The 21,069-nt window shown below is 67.6% G+C and carries 10 protein-coding genes and 5 pseudogenes; 12 read left to right on the forward strand and 3 right to left on the reverse strand.

Features of this window, described 5'->3' with window-relative positions:
• The coding region (locus ACFV4P_RS34760) for a hypothetical protein (protein ID WP_380477493.1) at positions 1–252 on the forward strand (252 nt) is incomplete at its 5' end.
• Between the two features lie 290 nt (positions 253–542).
• The gene (locus ACFV4P_RS34765; RefSeq protein ID WP_380477494.1) at positions 543–854 is read left to right on the forward strand and encodes a restriction endonuclease; all 312 of its coding nucleotides are present in this window, start codon (positions 543–545) and stop codon (positions 852–854) included.
• Between the two features lie 378 nt (positions 855–1,232).
• Here the strand turns inward: ACFV4P_RS34765 and ACFV4P_RS34770 are convergent, their stop codons facing one another.
• The gene (locus tag ACFV4P_RS34770) at positions 1,233–1,748 is read right to left on the reverse strand and encodes an HNH endonuclease family protein (protein ID WP_380477495.1); all 516 of its coding nucleotides are present in this window, start codon (positions 1,746–1,748) and stop codon (positions 1,233–1,235) included.
• A gap of 467 nt (positions 1,749–2,215) precedes the next feature.
• On the opposite strand from ACFV4P_RS34770, the gene ACFV4P_RS34775 reads away from it, so the two are divergent.
• The 9 genes and pseudogenes from ACFV4P_RS34775 (at position 2,216) to ACFV4P_RS34815 (ending at position 10,967) form a co-directional block, all read left to right on the forward strand.
• Complete coding sequence (locus ACFV4P_RS34775; protein ID WP_380477496.1) at positions 2,216–4,075, forward strand: ATP-dependent endonuclease; 1,860 nt, start codon at positions 2,216–2,218, stop codon at positions 4,073–4,075.
• A complete protein-coding gene (locus tag ACFV4P_RS34780) occupies positions 4,072–5,952 on the forward strand; it encodes a UvrD-helicase domain-containing protein (RefSeq protein ID WP_380477497.1) in 1,881 nt (626 codons plus the stop codon). The genes ACFV4P_RS34775 and ACFV4P_RS34780 overlap by 4 nt, the downstream gene beginning before the upstream one ends.
• 217 nt (positions 5,953–6,169) lie before the next feature.
• The gene (locus tag ACFV4P_RS34785; RefSeq protein ID WP_380477498.1) at positions 6,170–6,988 is read left to right on the forward strand and encodes a hypothetical protein; all 819 of its coding nucleotides are present in this window, start codon (positions 6,170–6,172) and stop codon (positions 6,986–6,988) included.
• A gap of 33 nt (positions 6,989–7,021) precedes the next feature.
• Positions 7,022–7,357: a hypothetical protein gene (locus ACFV4P_RS34790; RefSeq protein ID WP_380477499.1), complete on the forward strand. Its 336-nt coding sequence runs from the start codon at positions 7,022–7,024 to the stop codon at positions 7,355–7,357.
• A 236-nt stretch (positions 7,358–7,593) separates the two neighbouring features.
• Positions 7,594–7,986, forward strand: a pseudogene (locus ACFV4P_RS34795) (replication initiator); the annotation flags it as partial.
• A 56-nt stretch (positions 7,987–8,042) separates the two neighbouring features.
• Positions 8,043–8,141, forward strand: a pseudogene (locus tag ACFV4P_RS34800) (DNA-binding protein); the annotation flags it as partial.
• A gap of 4 nt (positions 8,142–8,145) precedes the next feature.
• Positions 8,146–8,789, forward strand: a pseudogene (locus tag ACFV4P_RS34805) (site-specific integrase); the annotation flags it as partial.
• Positions 8,790–8,859: 70 nt separating this feature from the next.
• Positions 8,860–10,012: pseudogene (locus ACFV4P_RS34810) on the forward strand (IS701 family transposase).
• A gap of 196 nt (positions 10,013–10,208) precedes the next feature.
• A complete protein-coding gene (locus ACFV4P_RS34815; protein WP_380477503.1) occupies positions 10,209–10,967 on the forward strand; it encodes a site-specific integrase in 759 nt (252 codons plus the stop codon).
• Here ACFV4P_RS34815 and ACFV4P_RS34820 read toward each other — a convergent pair.
• Positions 10,916–11,263, reverse strand: a complete 348-nt coding sequence (locus ACFV4P_RS34820) for a barstar family protein (protein ID WP_380477500.1) — start codon at positions 11,261–11,263, stop codon at positions 10,916–10,918. The two genes, ACFV4P_RS34815 and ACFV4P_RS34820, sit on opposite strands and share 52 nt — an antisense overlap.
• Positions 11,211–18,266, reverse strand: a complete 7,056-nt coding sequence (locus tag ACFV4P_RS34825) for a polymorphic toxin-type HINT domain-containing protein (protein WP_380477501.1) — start codon at positions 18,264–18,266, stop codon at positions 11,211–11,213. Before ACFV4P_RS34825 ends, ACFV4P_RS34820 begins: the two co-directional genes overlap by 53 nt.
• An 830-nt stretch (positions 18,267–19,096) precedes the next feature.
• Here ACFV4P_RS34825 and ACFV4P_RS34830 point away from each other — a divergent pair.
• Positions 19,097–21,069 (forward strand): annotated as a pseudogene (locus tag ACFV4P_RS34830) (hypothetical protein); the annotation flags it as partial.

The following is a 21,069-nucleotide window of genomic DNA, read 5'->3' on the forward strand; positions in this document are numbered from 1 at the left end:
TCAGCCCGGGCCCTGACCGAAGTAGAGGGGTACCGGAAGGCGGGTGCCGACCGGTTGATCGACTTCGCCGACAACCCCAGCTTTGACGACAACGGCGCCCGCGTGAACGCAGCCCGGGCCCTAGCCGGAGTGGAGGGGTATCGGGAGGAAGGTGTGGAGCGGTTGATCGACCTCATCGACAACTCCAGCCTCCACGCCACCACCCGCGTCAATGCGGAAAGGCCGCTTCCCGTGGCCAAGTCGGAAGCCTAGGCGAAGGCCCAGGTACGGGGCTGGGTGGTGGCCTTCGTCAGCCCCCGGGTCTACACGGTGCGGAGGTGGTGTGCTTCCGTGCGCGGCTGATGTGCCGTCAGGCGTCGCTGCTGTGATGAACGCCCACAGGTGTGTGCGAGTGCAAGGGGAGGGGGCGCGGTTGAGCACGCGCAGGAGGCCAGCCAGGCGGGGCGGCGGCGACGGGGAGTGGGTGCTGCCCGTCATCGGGTTGTTCGTGGGGATCAGCTTGTTGATGGCATTGCTGAGGTGGGCTGGCGGCGCACTGGTGGGTGGTGGTGCTGTTGGTGTTGGCCGCGGCGGGTGTGGTGGCGGTGGTGGCCTGGCAGCGGCAGGTGCAAGAGCAGGCCGATCGGCAGCGGATGAGTCGGCTGCGGATGGTGCTGACCGGCCCGAGCGGGTTGGACTCGTTGAAGCCGGACGCTTTCGAGTTCGCAGTGCGGGACCTTTTGCGCCGTGACGGTTACCGGGCGGAGAAGGTCGGGCAGAGCAATGACCAGAGCGTGGACGTGCTGGCGGATGACCCGATGGGTCGTCGCTGGGCGCTGCAGTGCAAGCACAAGCAGGACCCGTTGAACGGTTAGCCGGTATCCGTGGGGGTGCTGTACAGCTTGTTGGGGACGTATCAACGGGTGCACCGGGCGCAGGTGCCGGTGGTGGTGACCAACGGGCGCTTCTCGCAGAAGTCGATCGAGTGGGGGCGCCAGCAGGGTGTGCTACTGGTTGACCGCGAGGTGTTGGGGCGATGGGCGTCCAGCGGTCGGCCGCTGTGGGACCTGCTGCCGAGGGTGCCTGCTCCGCGCAGTGGAAGCGGGCGCTGACTCCCAGTCCGCGGGTGCCCGCTGGCCCGTTGCTCGCCCAGCTACGGTTCACCGCAGGAGCCGGAAGGCAAGGGGCGGTGGCAGCTTCGTCCAGTGGTCAACAGCCCCTCGCAGTACCTGCGAAGGGCCAACTGGCCGTTACTACGCGCAGGTGTCCAGCATCTCGACCAGCGCCGCTTTCTCTGGCTCGGTGACGCTCAGCCCGTAGACGTGCTTGATGTCCGTCCACGCACGGGAGTACGTGCACCAGTACCCGAGGGCCGGCGGGCGCCACGCGTCCGGGCTCTTGTCGGCCTTGCTGCGGTTGGACGCCGCAGAGACTGCGACCAGCTGCGAGTGCTCCAAGTCGTTGGCGAACGCCTTGCGCTTGGCCGTGTCCCATCCGTCCGCGCCCGAGCGCCAGGCCACCGCGAGCGGCACCATGTGATCGATGTCGACCTGCGAAGCAGCAGTGAGGACCTTGTCGTCGTAGACGCTCACCCACGTCCCCGCGATCGCCCGGCACTGCTCGTCCTGCACCACGTCGGCACCGTCGCGGGCGAGGACCACTTCCCGGGTGTCGCACATCCCCCACTGGATCGCCCAGTGGGGGAACTTGGCCCGCGAGTAGCCGTCCATGCTGTGTGGCGCCTCGACCACCAGCTCATCAAGCTCCATGCGGACCTGGTCCGCCGAAGGGGGCTCCGGAAGCTGCCGGTGCGGGAAGCTGGCAACGGGCACGGACGCGGTGGGCGGCGCGGCCGAGATTGGGGCTGCGGACGCCGGGGCCGCGGCGGGGATCAGGGCGACGGCGAGAGCGGCGAGAGCAGTGGCGCCGCGGCGCCACCGGGAGGAAGTGATCATGCCGTACAGCTACCGCTTCGTGCACAGTGGATGATGGTTCGTCACCCGATGGTCGGCATGCCCTGCTCAGGATTGACCTTCGCCCGCGTGGGGGCAGCGTGTCTTCGACGGTGCGGAGGAGAGGCGGCCGCTCGCTGTACTCGGCAGGCAGGCCGGGGGCCCGGTTGGTCGGCCGCGTCTCATCATGGTTACTTCGTTGCGCCGCTGGGCGCGGCCGCCCTAGCGTGCCAGTACGTGGGGTGGCGGCTGCCTGCGGCAGCCAGAAGGCACTTGAGGGGTTCATGTATCTGGCGCGCGTGCAGGCCGAGAACTTCCGTATCTTCGGCGAGTCTGCCACCGACTCGGATCCCGGGTCGGCCCTGGACCTCGTTCTTGAGCCTGGTTTGACGGTCTTGGTCGGGGAGAACGACAGCGGCAAGAGTGCCGTGGTCGACGCGATCCGGCTGTGCCTGACGTCGAGCGCCGACTTCACCCGCATCACAGCGGACGACCTTCACTGCGGTGTCGGTGGCAGAGCCAGCTACCTGCAGATCAGCTGCACGTTCGAAGGCCTCGACGACCAGGAACTCGGCTCCTTCAGCGAGTTCCTGACCTCGCTTCCAGGAGATGCCCCCAGGCTGACCGTGACCCTGCGGGCGGAGCCGTTCGACCCGGACGTGCCCCACCGCATGTCCGTCAGGGTACGGGCGGGCGAGACCGTACTCGACGGCGAAGCCCGCGAGCGTCTGCGCGCGACGTACCTGCGGCCGCTGCGCGACGCCGAAGGGGAGATGCGGGCCGGCCGCAACTCCCGACTGTCGCAGATCCTCACCCAGTACCCCGGCATGCACGAGCAGCGGGAGGACGACTTCGACTCCGCCAAGGACAGCGCCGGCACTCTGGTGGGCATCCTGCAGCGCGCCGACCACCACATCAACACCAACTCCCTGGTGCAGAAAGCCCGGGACGAACTCAACAGCGGGTACCTGAACAGATTCACCATCGGCCAGGACACCCTCGCCGGCGCGATCAGCATCGCCGCGACCGCATCACTCCAGAGCGTCCTGGAGCGCTTGGAACTTGCCTTCGCGCCCAACCCGGGACTCACCGAGTCGACCCGCCACGGCCTCGGTTACAACAACGCTCTGTTCATGGCCGCCGAACTCCTCCTGCTCGGCCGGGAGAGCACCTCCCCCATCCTCCTCATCGAGGAGCCAGAGGCCCACATGCACCCGCAGCTGCAGACCCGGGTCGTCGACCTGCTCCAGGACCGCAGCCGGGGCGAGTCCCCCGTCCAGATCATCGCCACCACGCACAGCCCGCACATCGCCTCCAGCGTGCCGGTGGAGCACCTGACCCTCGTGGCCCGCGGACGGACGTTCCCGCTGCGGCCGGAGTGCACCCAACTCGACGCCTCGGACTACGCGTTTCTCACCCGGTTCCTGGACGCCACCAAGGCGAACCTCTTCTTCGCCCGGGCCGTCGCCATGGTCGAGGGCGACGCGGAGGTCCTGCTCCTTCCCGCACTCGCCCGCGTCGCCGGCCACTCGTTCGCCGAGAACGGCGTCAGCATCGTGAACGTCGGCAGCACCGGCCTGTTCCGCTACTCCCGGATCTTCCAGCGCACGAACTCCGCCCTGCCACCGGTACGGGTGGCCTGCATCACGGACATGGACCTGGCCCCCGACGGGGCCGACGAGGAAATGGCCAAGAAGCTCACACGATGGAGCAGCCTCACCGCGACGGAACGGGATGAACACGTCATCAAGAAGCAGGAACGCGACGGCGGGGCCGTGCGGACCTTCGTGTCGAACTGGTGGACCCTCGAATACGACCTGGCGCGGGCCTCGTGGCCGATGGCGACGTTGATGCACCAGGCGATCAGCGCGGCCAAGAGCTCCAAGTGGCCGAAGGCGGAGGACCTCGTGGGGATCGAGGAGATCGCAGCTTTGGAGGTGAAGAAGTGGCGGGAGGACGATGGCCTCTCGCTGGAGGAGTGCGCGCTAAGGATCTACCGTCCGCTGCGCGTGGGGGGCACCAGTAAGCCGATCGCGGCCCAGCACGCCGCCCGACTGCTGGAGACCTCCGGCATCCGCCGGAAAGACCTACCGAGCTACCTGCTGGAGGCGGTCGACTACCTGCACGGGAGCGCCCGGCTGTGACACTCCCCCTCTCGCCTGGTGCCCTGGACCGCGAGACCATCGAAGCCAAAGCCCGGAGCATGGGCCTTGCCCTGACATCTGCCGAGCAGTTCGCGTTCCTGGAAGCCCGCGGCCCGCTGCACCTGCAGGCGGCCCCCGGCTCCGGCAAGACCACGCTCGTCGCCCTGAAACTCGCCCTGGTGGCGGACGGCTGGCCCTCCAACCGGCAGGGCATCTGCGTGCTGTCCCACACCAACACCGCCACCCAGGAGATCGCGAGCCGACTGACCGGACGGGCGAAGCGGTTGGAGCACTACCCGAACTTCGCCGGGACGATCCAGAGCTTCGTCCACACCTTCCTCGCACTGCCGGCCCTGCGCTCGCGGAACATCGTCGTTCGGGCCGTCGACGACCACGCCTTCGCCGCCCAAGCCCGCAGACTTCTGAGCCTGGGCTGGTTCAAGACCCTGAAGGGCTTCACACGACAACGGGCTGACGGGCTGGAAATGGTCACCGAGGCCACGTACGTCTTCGACCCCGCCGAGTCGGAACTGCAGATCCAGGTCAACGGCCTCAATCGCGGCACCGCCAGCTACAAGCAGCTGATGCAACTGAAGGAACACCTTTCCCAGCGCGGTGTCTTCCGTTACGCCGACATGTACGCGATCGCCACCCAGCACTTGCACCAGCACCCCCGCCTGGTCGCCGGCCTACGCTCCCGGTTCCCGTTCGTCCTGATCGACGAGATGCAGGACACCAATGAGGAACAGCGCCGCCTGTTGGAAGCGGTGTTCAAGGACGGCACGGTCATGCAGTGCGTGGGAGACGTCAACCAGCGCATCCTCAGCACGGACGGTGCCGGGCCTGCAGCGGGAAGCTTTCCAAAAGAGGGGGCGATGGAGCTCCCGGTGAGCCTGCGCTTCGGCGCAGGACCGGCGAGAGTGGCGAGCAGGCTCGCGGTTCACCGCCCGCAGGAGATCCGCGGCCACGGACCCGCGAGCGTTCTCGCCGTCATCACCTTCGCCAAGGACAGCATCGCCCAAGTCCTGCCCGCCTTCGACGAGCTCGTCCGGCAGACGGTGCCGCCCGAAGCCGTCGCCGCATACCCGCCGAAGGTCATCGGTGCTCGCGAGAGCCCTGGGACCTCACGCCTCTTTCCCCGCGCACTCGGCTGCTACCTGCCTCAGCCGGAGCCCGGGACGGCCGTGGAGCCGAGCCGGCTCCTGCAGGCCTACCGGCGTGCCAGGACAGTCCTGCTGCACACTGGCCAGGTCGGCCCAGCGGCCACCATTCTGTGGGGAGCCGTCCGCGCGCTCCTGTGGGAGTTGCAGGCGCCGACCGCGACCCCGACCCTTCCGGACAGCTTGCCGCCGTTCCCCCAGCTCGATCGCAGACCCGGCACTCCAGATCACCAACTACGAGTCCTCGTGGTCAAGGCCCTGCACAACGACTGCGACACCCCCAGCCGCTGGAAGTACTTCGTCGACCGCCTCGGGGAGCTGGTGGAGAGGGCCGTCGGAACACCCGTCGAGGTAGATGACGCCACTCGCACCTTCTGGCTGGCCCACACACCACTGCCGTCGGCTCCGGAGGGAGCTCTGCCGCCGATGCTCACGGCCACCGTCGCGAGCGCGAAGGGCGAGACGCACTGCGCGACCCTCGTCCTCGAATGTGCCACCAAGCAAGGGAGGGGCCACGATCTCGGCAGCCTGCTCCCCGTGATCACCGGCAAGGCTCCCGTCGGCAGACTCAACGCCACAGGTCGGCACGCCGCGATGACGACCTTCGTCGCAGCCACCCGCGCCAAACACCTGCTCGCACTCGCTGTCCACGAAGACCGCGCAACCCCTCACCTCGACGCCTTGGCGCGCGACGGCTGGTCCGTAGTCAGCCTCTGAATCGGGGCGGGCGGCCTTCGTCCGCTCCCACTTCTGCACCTTCGGGCATGGCCACGGCTCCGCACACCGCGCGCAGTACGGGCGGCCATCATCCTCGACGTGCTTGATCGGTTCCTTCATACGCACTCCGTCGAGCGACCGGCTGCCGCCGGTACGGGCCCCCGCGTGCAGAAGGACGGGGCTAACATGACGTCAATTCAGTGCTTAGGATGGGCTTGTGAGCGCAGAGGTCTTCATCAGCCATTCGGCAACCGGCGCATCCCCACGACAGCTCCTCTCGGCAAAGCCCTCCCTGCGGGGCAGAAGCCATAACCTCATCGAGATCGCAAGCCCGCCAGGCTCCGGCAAGTCCTCTGCGATGCTCCAGCTTCTCGGCCTGGGCATCCCCGGGGTGATCACTATGCGGGAGGAGTGGCAGGAGGCTCTACTCAGCCGGGCACTCGAAGTCGGTGTCCGAGAGGTACCTCGGTCTCAGCTGACGGGTCTTGAGGCTGCCCTCGATGAACTCATCAGGAAGTCGCACTTCATCCCTGTCATTGACTGGGGAGAACTTCGGTTAGCACCGGCGGAGATTTGGACCGGCCCCGAGGCGGCCGCAGACGTAGCTTCCTACGATCATTCGGGGCCCCGCCCTCTTGCGGCGCTTCCTGGGCTGTCCGCCGACCGCGTCCTGATCGACGAACCTCGTTGCACAGGTCAAAGCGAGGCTGAGGCAAGTTGGTGGCCAGATCCCATAGGTCTGACGTACGAAGCAATCGATGCACTCTGGATCCGCGACTTTGTCGATGACTTGACTCTTGAGCAGGTCAAGGCGATCCAGGATGCCTTCTTGCTGTCCATGCTCGTCGCCGCCGTACCTGGCCTGGTGCCGTTCTCGGTGGACTTCGTACCGCGTAACTGGGTCAGCGTCTGCGGTACCGATCGACTAGCTGGCCCCTTGGTTCCCCGGGGGCCGCAAGCGCCCGCCCTCTCCGCCGTCCGTTCATCGGGACACGGGGCAGGGCTGGGCCAGAGGGCTCTGGTTCTCGCGGCGTAGCCGTACCGCGTGTCTCCTCATCAAGAGGTTGACATGCAGATCATTGAAGTTGTTGCCGGTGCCGCCAGCGGCGTGCCTGGGTGGGGTTGGCTGCTGGTGCTGGTGCTGCTGGCCGTCGCGCTCGGCGTAAAGTGGGTGCTCGATGCGTACTGGCCGCCGGAGTCAGCCGACCGGAGGGCGCTGATCGCCGAGCGGCTTGCCCGTCGAGAGGAGCGCCGTCGGCAGCGGGCCGCCCGCAGGGCGGAGCGTGCGGCGCTGACGGCCCGGAAGCGGCTGGCCCGGGCCAAGGCTGACATCGAGCACCTGGCTGCCCAGCGGGCGCCGCTGGAGGTCGAACGGGTGCCGCCCGACAGCAATGCCGACCTGTAGTTGGCCGCAGCGCGGAGCCCCCGGTCGTTCGTGGCCGAGGGCTCCGCGCTATCAAACGAACCGATGGAACCCATCCTCCGTTGCAGGGTCCTGCCCCTATCTCTCATCGGAGCGATCTACGTGCCAGGCCCCGTGCCCCTCAGCCTCATCTCGGCGACGGAATATTTTGGGTAGATAAAATGAGGCATCTCGGCAGCATCCAGCCCCCGCCCCCGCCCCCGTCCGCCACCGCGACCATGCTCAGCGACGCCGTCCGGGCCGCCGCCGCCCGCATCTCGGTCAGCGTCGTCTCGGACGCGGTCGGGGAACGCGAACTCACCTGGGGCAAACAGCTCGACGTGCGCGAGATCGCCGCCTTCGGCACCGACGCCGAACTGACCGATCACGCGGTCGCCGCCTACGTGGCCAAGTACGCCACAAGGTCCGCCGACTCATCCGGTGCTCTCGACCGCACCCTGTTCTGCCGCCCCTGCCAGGGACGCGGCATGACCCTGACCGGCCGCGGAACCCCGCTCCAGTGCACCGCCTGCGCCGGCACCGGACAGACCCGACCCCTGCCCCGCCTCGCCGTCGAACGTCACGTACGGCAGATGATCCGCACCTGCTGGGAACTGGGCAAGCGCCCGGAGTTCGCCGAGCTCAAGCTCTGGAAGTGGGCACACATGCTCGGCTTCCGGGGCCACTTCAACTCGCCTCCATCACCCTCGGCCGCGCCCACCGCATCCCTGCCCACGCCCTCACCGACTTCATCCGCACCCGACTCGAACAGGAAGCCGCCAGATGACCACACCCCCGCCTCCCGCCGCAGCCGCGCCAACGGCGACGGCACCGTCTACCAGCGCAAGGACGGCCGCTGGGAAGCCGCCGGCTACGTCCTCGCCCCCGGCAACACCCGCAAGCGCGTCCGCGTCTACGGCACCACCCGCAAGGAAGCCCTCGCCAAGCTCACCGAGAAGATCGCCGCCAGCAACCGCGGCGTCCCGTGGTCTCCGCCCAGGGCGGCCTCGGGGCGTACCTGACCTACTGGCTGGAGAACGTCGCCGTCCACCAGCTCCGCGAAAACACCCACACCCGCTACACCGCCTGCACGAACCGCTACCTCATCCCCGGCCTCGGCAAGAGGAAGCTCGCCACGCTCTCGGCCAAGGATGTCTGCACCTGGCTCAACCAGCTCCGCACCACCTGCCAGTGCTGCGCACGCGGCCTCGATGCCGCCCGGAACCAGCCCCGCTGCTGCGCCACCGGTACGTGCTGCGGCAAGCGGCTCTCCCCGCTGACCCTCGCCTACATCCACTCCGTCCTCAAGTCCGCCCTGGAGCACGCCGTCCGGGAGGAAGGGATCCCGCGCAACGTCGCCCGCAACGTCCGCACCGGCACCCCCCGCCCCCGCCGCTTCGAACCCCTCACCGCCGACGAAGCCCGCACCCTCCTAATACTGCAACCGCATCTGCGTGACGGATGTGGTGTTGGGCTCGTTGGTGTATCTGTGTGCTGATGAGCTGATGGTCGAGCAGGTCGAGTCGTGGGCTGAGGGGATAGCCGGGTTCCATGCCCCGTCTAGCCCACCGTTTCGGCAGGTCGGAGCCCCGGGAACGAGCGCTGGACTACCTGGCCGGGCTACTCGCTCCGTTGGAGCGGAAGAACGGCTGGACGCTGGCCGAGCAGGTCGGGCAGCTCCGTCCGGACGGGGTCCAGCGCCTGCTGAATCTCTCCGAGTGGGACGAGGACGCGGTCCGTGACGACGTACGCGACTTCGTGGTGGAGACCATCGGTGCCAAGGACGGCATCCTGATCGGCGACGACACCGGCTTCCTGAAGAAAGGCACCCGCTCGGCCGGCGTGCAGCGCCAATACACCGGCACCGCCGGCCGCACCGAGAAGTGCCAGATCGGCACCTTCCTGGCCTACGCCTCCGCCAAGGGCCGGGCGTTGATCGACCGGGAACTGTACCTGCCCGCGTCCTGGGCCGACGACCGCGATCGCTGTCGGGCCGCCGGCATCGGGGACGAAGTCCCGTTCGCGACGAAGAACGAGCACTTCAAGTGGATGCTGCAGCGCGCGATCGACGCCGGGATCCCGTTCGCCTGGGTCACCGCGGACGAGGCGTACGGCCAGGTCAAGCACCTCAGGTTTTGGCTGGAGGAACGTCGCATCGCCCACGTACTCGCCACCAAGGTCAACGACACCGTGATCACCGTGAAGTGGACCGGGGCCCGGGTGGACAAGCTGATCGCCTCACTGGCCCGGCAGGCCTGGAAGCGCATCTCCGGCGGCCAGGGCGCTCATGGCGAGCGAATCTACGACTGGGCCCGGGTCGCGATCCGCCCGGTGTGGGAGAACGGCTTCGGCCGCTGGGTCCTCGCCCGCAGGTCGCTCAGGGACCCCGCCGAGATCGCCTACTACGTCTGCTACGGCCCCGTCGGCACTCGCCTGAAAGACCTGGTCAAGGTGGCCGCCGCGCGATGGGCCATCGAGGAATCGTTCCAGGTCGCGAAGAACGAGTGCGGCCTGGACCACTACCAGGCCCGCCTTTACCGGGCCTGGTGCCGGCACATCACCCTGGCCATGGCGGCACTGGCCTACCTGACCGCCCTCCGCGCCCAGGAAGCAACAAAGGGGGCGACACCGACGACGAGCACGAGCTCATACCCCTGAGCGTCCCGGAGATCCGCCGGCTCATGGGCCACCTCGTCAAGCCCCGTCACCAGACCAACGAGCACCACCTGCGCTGGTCACGCTTCCGACGACGCAGCCAGGCCCGAGCCCGCCGATCCCACTACAAACGCCGAGGCCAGACCCACCAGATGCGGTTGCAGTACTAACCACCGCCAAGGGCCACCGCCTCCACGCCCTGTTCGAACTCGCCCTCCGCACCGGACACCGCAAGGGCGAACTCCTCGGCCTGCGCTGGGAAGACCTCGATCTGGACGCCAGCGCGGCCAGCATCCGCCGCACCCTCCAGCGCACCCGCACCGGCGGCCTGACCGCCCTCCCCACAAAGACAGTCAGCTCCGAACGCCGCATCGCCTTCCCGGCCCCCTGCCTGCTCTCACTCCGCGCCCACCGGAAGCAGCAGACCCACGAGAAGAAGATGGCCGGCGGGGGCTGGGTGAACAGCGGCCACGTCTTCACCCGGCCCGACGGCCACCCCATCGAACCCGCCGCCCTCACCCGCCACTTCAATGCCCTCCTCCGCCGCGCCCAGCTCCGCCAGATCCGCTTCCACGACCTGCGGCACTCGACCACGACCCTCCTCCTGGAACGGGGCGTCGAACTCGTCGTCATCAAGGAACTCCTCGGCCACGCCCACATCGGCGTCACCGCCACCGTCTACGCACACGTCCGCCTCCACCTCCAGCGCGACGCCATCGAGCTCCTCGGCCGCACCCTCGCCAAGCCCTCCGAGGCCACCACCAACCCGACGACAGCGACGACCCACCGCTTTGTGCAGCACCCGTCCGCTGACGTTGCCGTCAACTACTGCCGTCAGACGCCAAGAAGCCCCGCCGGATCAGCATCCTCCAGCGGGGCTTCTTCGAATTACATCCCGGCTATCCGCTATTCAAAGCGCATCGTGAATCTTTCATCTAGCCCGAAAGACTCGTCTTGATCCATGACCCTGATCAACACCGAGGAAATCCTCTCAAACACTTCAACCCCCAAGAGGGTCTTGCTGGCCTCGGAGTTTTCCCAGATGAGCTCAACGGGACGCTCCACATCCGCGGAGAGACGATCCCACAAGGCATCGAGATTCCTCCCATAGTATGGGCCGAAATCTAGCTTCCTTGCCAGAACATCATGCAGGTCCGACTCGGATCGGATCAGCGCCCCATCGATGGTGACCCGCACCCTCTTACCTCCAGTTCGGCAGCTGATAGGAGGTCTCGTAGTGGTCAGATGTGACATACGCTAGACCGTCATTCGAATAGAGAAGACGCCAGCCGGGCTGCTTCGCCCTCGACATCATGGGATTGAGGCCCAAGTCCGCTTCTTGCCAGGTGCGACCCGGAGCCCTGGGAACAACGCCGTTCGTATTCTCAAATACATCGCCACCTATCTGCCCACCATGAATGCTGTTCCCTAGCGCCTTTCCAGGCTTCCAGCCCGCCGCCGCAGCCTGAGCCTTGGTCACATAGTTGGACGGAAGCTCACCCGTTTGCTGGAGGCTCTCAATCAGCGGATTTGCAGCCTCTCCGGCAGCAAGATTGTTCCCCAACTGAATGCATGTCGAGTTATGAACCAGCACCGGCATGTTGCCCGCCAGCACATAGTACGTGTGGAGGTCCGCGACCGTGAGGTTGTAGGCGTTCCGCGGTTCAGCCTGGTAGGTGCGTACCGCCTTGACCGTGGCGGTCGTGTCATTGATGGAAAGGACTTCGTCCCCTGGCTTGAGATCGCCGGCATCGGTCCAGCGGTCGGTAGTGATGTCCCAGTAGGGGTGGTGCTGTGTGGAAACGATCGTCGCGGTTTGGGTCTGGGCGGTGAGGGAGAGTTCGGTGAAGTCGGTGTCGTTGTGGCCGATGATGGTCGCAGTGACCGGTTCAGGCTTTGTGTTGCCCGTTTGGGGATCGGTAGCGATGACGGTGTCATGTGTGGTCAGTTGGTCGATGGGCCTGCTAGTTCCGTCGGCCAGAAGGACCATGGTCCCGGCAGGGAAGCTGTTTCGGCCCTTGCAGCTGCCGCCGCCGCTGAGCCAGCCTCCGACCTTTTCGAGTACCTCGTTCCCGGCCTTCTTGAGGTACGGGGCTGCAAGCGCGCCGCCGCCTTCGGTCACGATCGACGTTGCCGCACCGGTGAGTTCGGCTTCGAGAATTCCTCCGACGGAATGGTCGGCGTTGCCGTCGAGCATGTTGTCGACGGCGGATCCGAGCGCTCCGACTGCTGCGGCACATCCGCTGGCCGCTGCCAGTAGGGTCGTGCCGCCAGTTTGAAGTGCTCCGGCGATGCCGCCGCCGTAGCAGAGCGTTCCGGCGCCGATTTCGACGGCCATGACTACGGCCGCGCGGACTGTGGGATTGTCGGTGGTGAAGTTCTGGACGCGCTTCGCGCCGTTGGATATGTGGCAGGTCAGGCCTGACCAGCCGCCGCCGCATTTCTTGGTGCCTCGGTCGTTGCCCTTGCCCTTTCCGTTGCCGTTTCCGGGTGTGGTGGCCTGGCTGGTGCTGGTGTCCTGGGTTCCCCCTGCGACCCACATGCTGCTTTGCTGGACGCAGTCGTAGGTGGCGCAGTGGCTGGGCGCGGTCAGAAGTCCGCCGTCGGCCGAGTTCTTGTTGGCCATCAGCCCGGAGGGGTCGGAGCTGTTGACGGGGTCGTTGCCGCTGTAGGCGTAGCCGTTCCATTGCTGGGGGTTGGCTGCGTCGAGGAGCGGGTCGGGATTGATGAACCGTCCGTGGACGGGGTCGTACTCGCGGGCTCCGAGGTTGGTGAGGCCGGTTGTGGTGTCGAGGGTGCCGCCGACGAAGCCCTTGTCGCCGGACCAGGTGCCCGGTGCGGGCTGGGTGCCGCGGGGGTTGCCGAACGGGTCGACGGGCCGGCGGGCGACGGACTGGGCTTTGTCGGTGTTGATCTGGACGCTGCTGGTGCCGTGTGGGTCGGATGCCTGGTAGACCAGGGTTCCGCCGCCGGTGGTCGCGGTGACGCGGGTGATGGTCAGGCCGCCGGGCGCGCTGTAGTAGCGGGCGTCCGACATGCTGCCGGTGGCGGTGTCCAGGGTCAGCTCGTCGGACCCGAGGTTGAGCGTGGTCTTGCCGGGGTTGCGGCGGATGAGCTGGTTGCCGTCCGCGTCGTACAGGTAGGACGTGCCCTGGGCCTCACCGGTCTTGGTGATCGATTCGAGTTTGTCCTCGCCGTTCCAGGCGAGCGTGGTGGTGCCGCTGGTGTCGGTGATCGAGGTGGTGTTGCCGATCGCGTCGTACTGGTAGGACGTCGCGACGGTTCCGGACGCCGACTTGGTGGAGGCGGACTTCAGGCCGTGCGGGCCGCCGGTGCCTCCGCCGGTGTTCGGGTCGGTGGTGGGGGTGTTGACGGACTTCGGCGCGCCGAAGGTCTGGGTGGTGGTGACGTCCTTGGCGGTGTCGCCGGTGGCGTCGTGCTGCACCAGGGAGGTGCGGTTGCCGGTGGCGTCGTAGCCGTAGCTCTGCCAGTACGGCGCGGGGCCGCCGACGCTCGGCTTGGCCGGTGTACCGGTCATGGCAGGGCCGGTTGCATTGACGCAGCCGCCCACTCCGGGGACGGACGGCATCGCGGCGGTCTTGGTGCCGCCGGTGTCGGTCCAGGCGTTGGTGAGCCGTCCCAGGTAGTCGTAGGTGAAGCACTGGGTGTCGGTCGCCGCGGCGTTCTGGACGTCGCTCACCGAGGTGATGCGGCCGGCCGGGTTGTAGGTGTAGTTGATGACGTCGAGCTCTTTGGCGCCGCTCTGGCGTTCGAGGGTCGACTGGACGACGCGTCCGGTGGCCTCGTCGTAGACCTGCGTGCTCCACACCTGGGTGGGAGAATCGCCCAGGACGGTCAGGAGCGGGCGGCCGAGTTTGTCGTACTCGACCTTGTCGACGAGGCTGCTCAGGCCTGCGGAGGCCAACAGGAGGCCGTTGTCGGTGTAGATGAAGTCGACCTCTTCGGCGGGCAGTCCGCCCATGGCCGGCAGATCGGTTTCGTTCAGCAGTCCGAGGATCGGGGTGTAGGCGTTGGTGGTGGTGTAGGTGCCGGCGAGCGCTCCTTCGCTGGAGGGGATGGTGACGCTGCTTCCGGCGACCCGGTAGTTGGTGTCGTATCCGGTGACCGCGGTGGTGTAGGCCTTGCCGGCGGCGCCGCCCACGTATCGGGTGGAGGAGGCAGGACGGCCCTTGGCTCCGCTGACGGTGTCGTAGGTCCAGCCCGCCAGTTGGTTGGCCGGTGCGACGCTGCCGGCGTACATGCCGGTCTTGCGGCCCAGCAGGTCGTAGCTGTAGGCCAGCGTGCTGCCCTTGGCGTCGGTGGTCGAGGCGACCCGGGAGTTGACGTCGTAGGCGGTGCGGCTGGTGCCGGTGTCCGGATCGGTGACCGAGGTCTGCCGTCCGCGCAGGTCGTAGCCGTAGGTCCAGGTGTTGCCCTGGCTGTCGGTCCGCGAGGCGGGCTGGCCGGCCGGGGTGTACGTGTACGTGGTGACGTTCGCGTCGGCGGCGTCACCGGTCGCGGTGGTGCCGCGGTACTGCCACAGTGCTGCGGTGCCGCCTCGCGCGTTGCTGACGGTGGAGGTCGGCGTGCCTCCCTGAGGCGGTGTCACATCGACGCGGTCCGCGCCGGGATAGGCCGTGGTGGTCGCCCATTGGGGCTGCCCGTAGGCGACGAACTCGGACTTGGTGGCCCGGCCCATGCCGTCGTAGGTGTTCCGGGTTTGCGCCGGAACCTCCGCGTCGTTCTTCGGAACCACAACCGTCCCGTTGGGAGACGCATCGGGGTTGTAGTACGCGGCGGATGCCTTGGTGGCCCAGCCGTGCGAGTCGTACAGCGTGTCGGTGACGAAGCGGCCGGCCATGGTGGTCAGGGCGTTGGTCTGGGTCTGCCGCAGCCTGCCCAGGCCGTCGTACAGCTCCGTCTTGGTGAGGTAGTTCTGGCTGTCGTTGAGGCTCTGGGAGGTGACCACCGACGGTGTGGTGACGCCGTTGACCGCGTACGAGAACTTGCTGTTCGGGGACAGGTTGGTCGCCCGGCCCGGGATCCACACGGCGGTCAGGCGGCCCAGGCCGTCGTACTGCTGCGTCGTAATGCGACCGTTGAAGTCGGTGGAGACCAGCGGCAGGTTGCGGCCGGGGTCCGTAGTTGCGGTGGAGGTCCAGCCGCTGCCCATGGCGCCGGTCGAGGAGACCTGGGTGGGTATCGCCCCGGTGGCCGGGGTGTAGGCGGTGGTGGACTTGGCGGCGGTCGCGGTCGGGTCGCGACCGGACAGCTGGTTGCCGGCGTCGTCGTAGGTGGAGCCGTCGCCCTCGGTGTTGGACACCGGGCGGCCGTACACGTCGAAGCTGCTGGTGGCGGTGTTGATGTACACCGGCTTGCCGGCGGTGTCGTAGTGGTCGAGTGTCTGGGCGCCGGTCGCCTCGGCGAGCGTGCCGGCCTGGCCGAACGGCTTGGAGTCGTACAGGGTACGGGTGTCGCTGAGCGTGTTGGAGGCGTTCGCCGTCGTGCCGCAGGGGCCGGCGACGGCCTTCTTCTCGCTCACCAGGGCCACCAGGGCGGCGTTGCCGCTGCTGGAGGCGTAGCTGGTGGTGGTGCAGATCTCGGGGGTGGCGGCGGTGCCGTCGCCCTTGTCGTCGATCTGCAGTTCGCGGTTGGCGTGCGCGGGGTCGCTGGTGGCGACCGTCGTGGTGGTGCGCCAACTGCCGTCGGCCAGCTTGCTCTTGGCCACCGAGGTGACTTCGGAGGCGGGGTAGCGGGCGACCAGGTCGGGCATTCCGCCGGTCTGCTTGTGCGTCGCGGTGGTCTGCTGGCCGTTGCTGGTGGTGCCGCTCATGCCGACGACCTGGCCGCCGGCCTGGTCGTAGACCTCGGTGGCGATGGCCGAGCCGGCCAGCCAGTCGTTGTCGGTGACGCTGCCGCCGAGCGGGCTGGCGACGCTGACGCTGCGCTTGGTCCCGTTGGCGAGCACGTCGCCGTCCATGCCGCGCAGGTAGGTAACCCGCTGCTGGGTCTTGGGCGCCTCGCCGGCGTTGCCGCTGCCGAGGAAGGTGTCCACCGACTGGTAGCCGCGGAAGCTGTCCCAGGTCCGGGTCTTCGGGTCGGTCCACTCGCTGTCGTTGCGGTGCCAGGCCGCGCCGCCGTTGTAGGTGTAGGCCGTGGTCTTGGTCATGGCCCAACCGGTGACGGCGTCCGACTCTTCGACGGAGGTGACCAGGTACTTGTTGAACCAGTCCTTCACCGGGTCCGGCGAGGACGATCCGGGCAGGTACCAATTGACGGGCATGCACGCCATGTTGTTGCCGTCCTCGGACGGCATGTGGTTGTTCTTCCGGGAACACTCCGGGGTGGAGTAGTACACCAGGATCTTGCCACCGGTCTCGGTGGTGATCTGCTGGATTCGCGGGCGCTTGAAGGCCGGCTGAGCGGGAACCAGGCCGTCTACGCGGTTGTCGAGTTCGAGCGGGGTGAAGGAGACGGCCGGAAGCTCGGCCTTCTCCTGGCCGTTGGTGCCGGTGCGCTTGATCGACGCAAGCCACAGCGCGGCTTTGGTGCCGTCACCGGGGTCCTTGAGGGTGTGGGTCAGCTCCCAGGTGTCGACCGTTCGGTAGTCGGTTCCGACCAATACCTGGGTGGAGATCCCTGTCAGGCGCTTGGTGGTGAAGAAGGACGGCCCTGAGTTGGTGCAACTGGTGTCGCACAGCTGGTCCAACGGAACGTCCGGCCACCTGGCGGCGTTCGCCGAGGTGCGCTGCGAGGGGTCGCAGGCGAACGTCTTGTCCTCCGGCAGGCAGCGCTCGAAGGTGGTGAACAGCGCCTTGGCGGCGGGCTGGAGCGTGCCGTGGGCTGCGACCTGCTCCGGCAGGCGCTGGCCGTAGGCGATCTGCGACAGGTTGCCGCCGCGGACGTACGACGTCAGCGCACCGTTGCCGCTGTTCTGGCCGGCGCCGCGGCTGTACTTGTTGGTCTCGGTGGCGTAGCTGTAGGTGATCAGGTTCTGGTGGGTGTCCACCATGTAGTCGAGGTTCCAGCGCCAGCCCATGGTGCACCAGGAACCCTTCCCGGTTCCGGAGCTGTAGCAGGGGTCGCCGCTGTTGGGCGAGTACACCGGCTCGGCCCAGGCGGAGTTCGACGCCGGGTCGGTGCCGTCGCCGCCCGGCAGGTGGTTCTGGCCGAACCAGTACTGGGTGCCGTCGGCGACGGTGACCTTCCAGTACTCCCCGTTGTACAGGCCGTTGGGGGCGCCCGTCAGCAGCTCGACCTTCGTGCCGTCGTCGCCCTGCAGGTGCCAAACGCCCTTGTCGTCGTCGCGGACGAGGGCTCCGGAGTGGCCGGCCAGTGAGATGGAGCCGTTCTGGCCGCCCCAGCAGAGGTCGCCGGAGCCGTCGATGCCGTCCTTCGAACAGCCCTTGTACGACCGCTCGATGAAGCCCGGCTCGTAGCTCCAGCCGTCACCCAGCCACGACGACTGCGAGTTGGACGCAGAGGTCTTGCCGTCCAGGGACGACGAGTCGTACGACAGCGACACGGACGGCACCGTGCCGGCGATGCCCGCGGGCAGCTGGATCGGGTACGAGTAGGTGAAGTTGCCCATGTTCGAGCCCGCGCTCCACGCCGACGACGTCGACAGCGAGGTCGCCGCGTACGAGCCGGTGGGTCCCGAGGAGTCCGACAGCGTCGCCAGCACCATGGGCGCGGCGTTCCCGGCAGGCAGGGCGACGTCGGCGCTGAGACGGCCGGAGGAAGCGTCGACCTTGCTGTCGATCCGCGTCTGGGTGCGGCATTCGGGCTTGTCGGGGGTGGTCAGCGCACAGGCGGGCAGTGCGACCAGCCGGGCGCGGTCCGCCCAGAGTGGTCCCGACCACGCGTTGAGGTCGATGTCGACGGTCACCTTCCGGCCTGCCGGGCTCTTGGCGTCCGCGGAGTCGGTCAGTGCGACGATCGGGCCGGTCGCGCCGGCGGCCTTGGCCTTCGCCTGATCGGCGACCTCCACCTTCACCTTGTGCGCGGCAACCGACTCTCCGTCAGCGGACGCCACCTTCACGGGCAGCGAACCTGCCTGCACCAGGCCCCGGCCGCCGGAGGCGCGTGCTGCCCCGCCCGTTGCGGCGGCGGCGTCCTTCGCCTCCGCCGAACCGGCGCCGATCGTGACCTCTGCACTCCCGCTCGGCGGGGTGGCGGCAGCGGTGGGATGCCAGTCCTTCGGCACCGGGAAGGCCGGCCCCTTCGGCTTTGCGGGCACCAGGTCGGTGCCCTTCACCGGCTTCGTGTCAGCCAGTTGAGCCTTGGGCTTCCGCTCCTTTCCGCGGTCCTGGTTCGCTGCCAACGCTTCGGCCGACGGAGCCGTGAGAAGCGTCATCAGCACTGACAGAAGCGCGACGAGCCCGATCCATCGTGTCCGTTCTCGTAGCCATCGTCCTAGTGGTGTCCTGGCCCGCCATGGTCCCACTCGAGTTCTCCAATCGGATTCACTGCCCATAGATGTGCAATTCCACATTCACGCGCACATCGAGCAGATCTTATGGATCAGCAAAGGTCATGGACATGGGAGGAAGTAGGTAATCGCCTAGCAGGTGCAATCGTTATCAAACTTCCTGACCATCTGTCAGAACATGTCCATTCGATAGCGGTTCGTCCATATTGGATACAGGTTGAGCTTCCGTCACGGGATCGTTACCGGACCTCAAAGCGGAAATTTCAGACATATGGCGATATTGGTATTTCACTTCTCAACCATGCATGGAGACCATCGGGGAATAACAGCCGTACACACGGTCGGCGACCCATAGAAATCGAGTACGATTCATGTCCAACCGAAGTTCCGACCTGCGTGGATCGCGGTCCTCGGACCCCAGGGCCGGGCAGCTGCCACGCCTGATCGCACTTGTTGCCTCCGGTGCTCTCGGCCTCGGACTGCTCGGGATGCCGGCGGCCGGCGCGGCCACTCCCAGCGCCTCCCCCTCGCCGTCCCCGTCCGCGACGCCGACGGCGTCCGGCAATGAAGTTCCGGCTACGACGCCGGAGCAGCAGGCAATCGCGGACGCCCGCGCGCAGGCCAAGTCCACCGGGCAGCCGGTCGTAGTGGAACCAATGACCACCGAGTCGTCACGAACCGTGGCGAATCCGAACGGCACACTGACCACCACCGACAACTCACTTGCTGTACGCACCAAAAGGTCCGGCAAGTGGGCCGATCTCGACCCGACTCTGCACCGCAACGCGGACAAGACTCTCAGCCCGGCGGTCACCCCGGACTCGCTGTCCCTGTCGGGCGGCGGCGACGGTCCGCTCGCCACGATCACCACCGCCGACGGTCAGAAGCTGGCCGTCACCGCCCCGTTCACGCTGCCCACGCCGTCGATCGACGGTGCCACGGCCACCTACGCCAACGTGCTGCCGGACGTCGACCTGCAGGTCAGTGCGCTCAGCAACGGCGGATGGCGGGACGTGATCGTGGTCAAGACCGCGACAGCGGCCGCCGACCCGCGGCTGAAGACGCTGCACTTCGCCATCTCCGCCACCGGCCTGAGCGTCGAGACCGACGCAGCCGGCAACATCAGCTTCAAGGACTCGGCGGGCAAGGCGCGCCTCCAGGCTCCTACACCGCTCCAGTGGGACTCCACGGTCGCCCCCTCCCCCGACAACGGCTCGGCCGCGCCGCGTTCGCTGACTGTCGGCCAGCAGACAGATCCCGGCATGCTGTCGAGCGCGGCCGGCCCGGGCCACACCGCTGTCGTCGCCCCCATGTCGGTGAAGGCCACCGGCTCCGGCCTCGACATGACACCGGACCAGGACACATTCGGCAAGGGCACCGGCCCGTGGTATCTGGACCCGGCCATCGGTGCGGCCAGCTACAAGACCGCCTCGACCCAGGTGCAGGAGTACCTCCCCAACTCGAAGTACTTCAGCACCGCCGACCAGGATCTCGGTGTCGGCTACTGCGGCTACAGCAGCCCCAATCCCTGCCCCTCCTACGGCCGTGAGCGCGCCTACGTCAGGATCGGGATCGCGCCCGAGATCTACACCCAGCCCAGCGGCGCCCCGGCCCCGCCGACCGTCTACGACTCCACCATGTTCGTGAACGTCGTCGACGCCTCGTCCCCGAGCACCAGCACCACGTTCGGCCTGTACTGGACCGGGGCCATCGACGCCAACACCACCTGGAACAACCAGCCGTGCAACGGCGGTGGCACGTTCGGCGGCTGTACAAAGGTCGCGGACTCCTCCTCGCCGCTCACCGGGGTCGGCCAGATCGCCTTCAACGTGACCGGGCAGATGCAGCAGGCCGCGGCCCAGAAGTGGGGCGACTGGACCGTCGGCATCGCGCCCAGCGACGAGAACAACAAGGCCTATCGCCACCACATCCGGAGCAACGTCTCCATCGCCACCAACTACGACATCACGCCCAGTTCGTGGTGGCCGCGCAGCAACCCGGCCCCGGGCTTCGCCAACAGCGACGGAAAGGGCAAACCGACCGGTGGCGACTGCTTCGACACCAACAAGCCCGGTTGGATCGGCACGGCCCAGAACCTCACGCTGGGCCTGAGCCAGTGGTCGCCGGCCAATCAGAACCTCACTGACACCTTCACCGTCTGGGACGACACCAGCCACACCTACTCCGGGTCCTGGTCCACCAAGGCACCGGCGTACGGATCCGGATTTGTCAACGTGCCCGGCTCCGCGCTGGCCGACGGTCACCAGTACCACTGGTCGGCCAACGCCAGCGACGACCTGCTCGCCTCCCCGACGTCCGGCCCCTGCTACTTCCGCGTCGACAAGACCCCGCCGACCGTGAGCGTCAGCTCCACCGACTTCCCGCCGTCCGGCTCCCCCAACCCGAGCAAGGTGGTCGGCACCGAGGGGTCGTTCACCGTCACCGGCACCGACCCGGCCCCCGCCGGCGCCGGCTCCTCGGGCCTCGCCTGCTTCCGGGTCAGCACCGACTCCACGCCGGTGACCGGTTGGACCTGCGACCAGAGCGGTGCCCTGCTGCCCGGCGCCGACGGCACCGCCGCCTACAGCTTCACGCCGCCGCGCTGGGGCACCAACGTCCTGTACGTACA

Origin of the sequence: Kitasatospora sp. NPDC059795 (assembly GCF_042732175.1) — a bacterium.
Lineage (GTDB): Bacteria > Actinomycetota > Actinomycetes > Streptomycetales > Streptomycetaceae > Kitasatospora.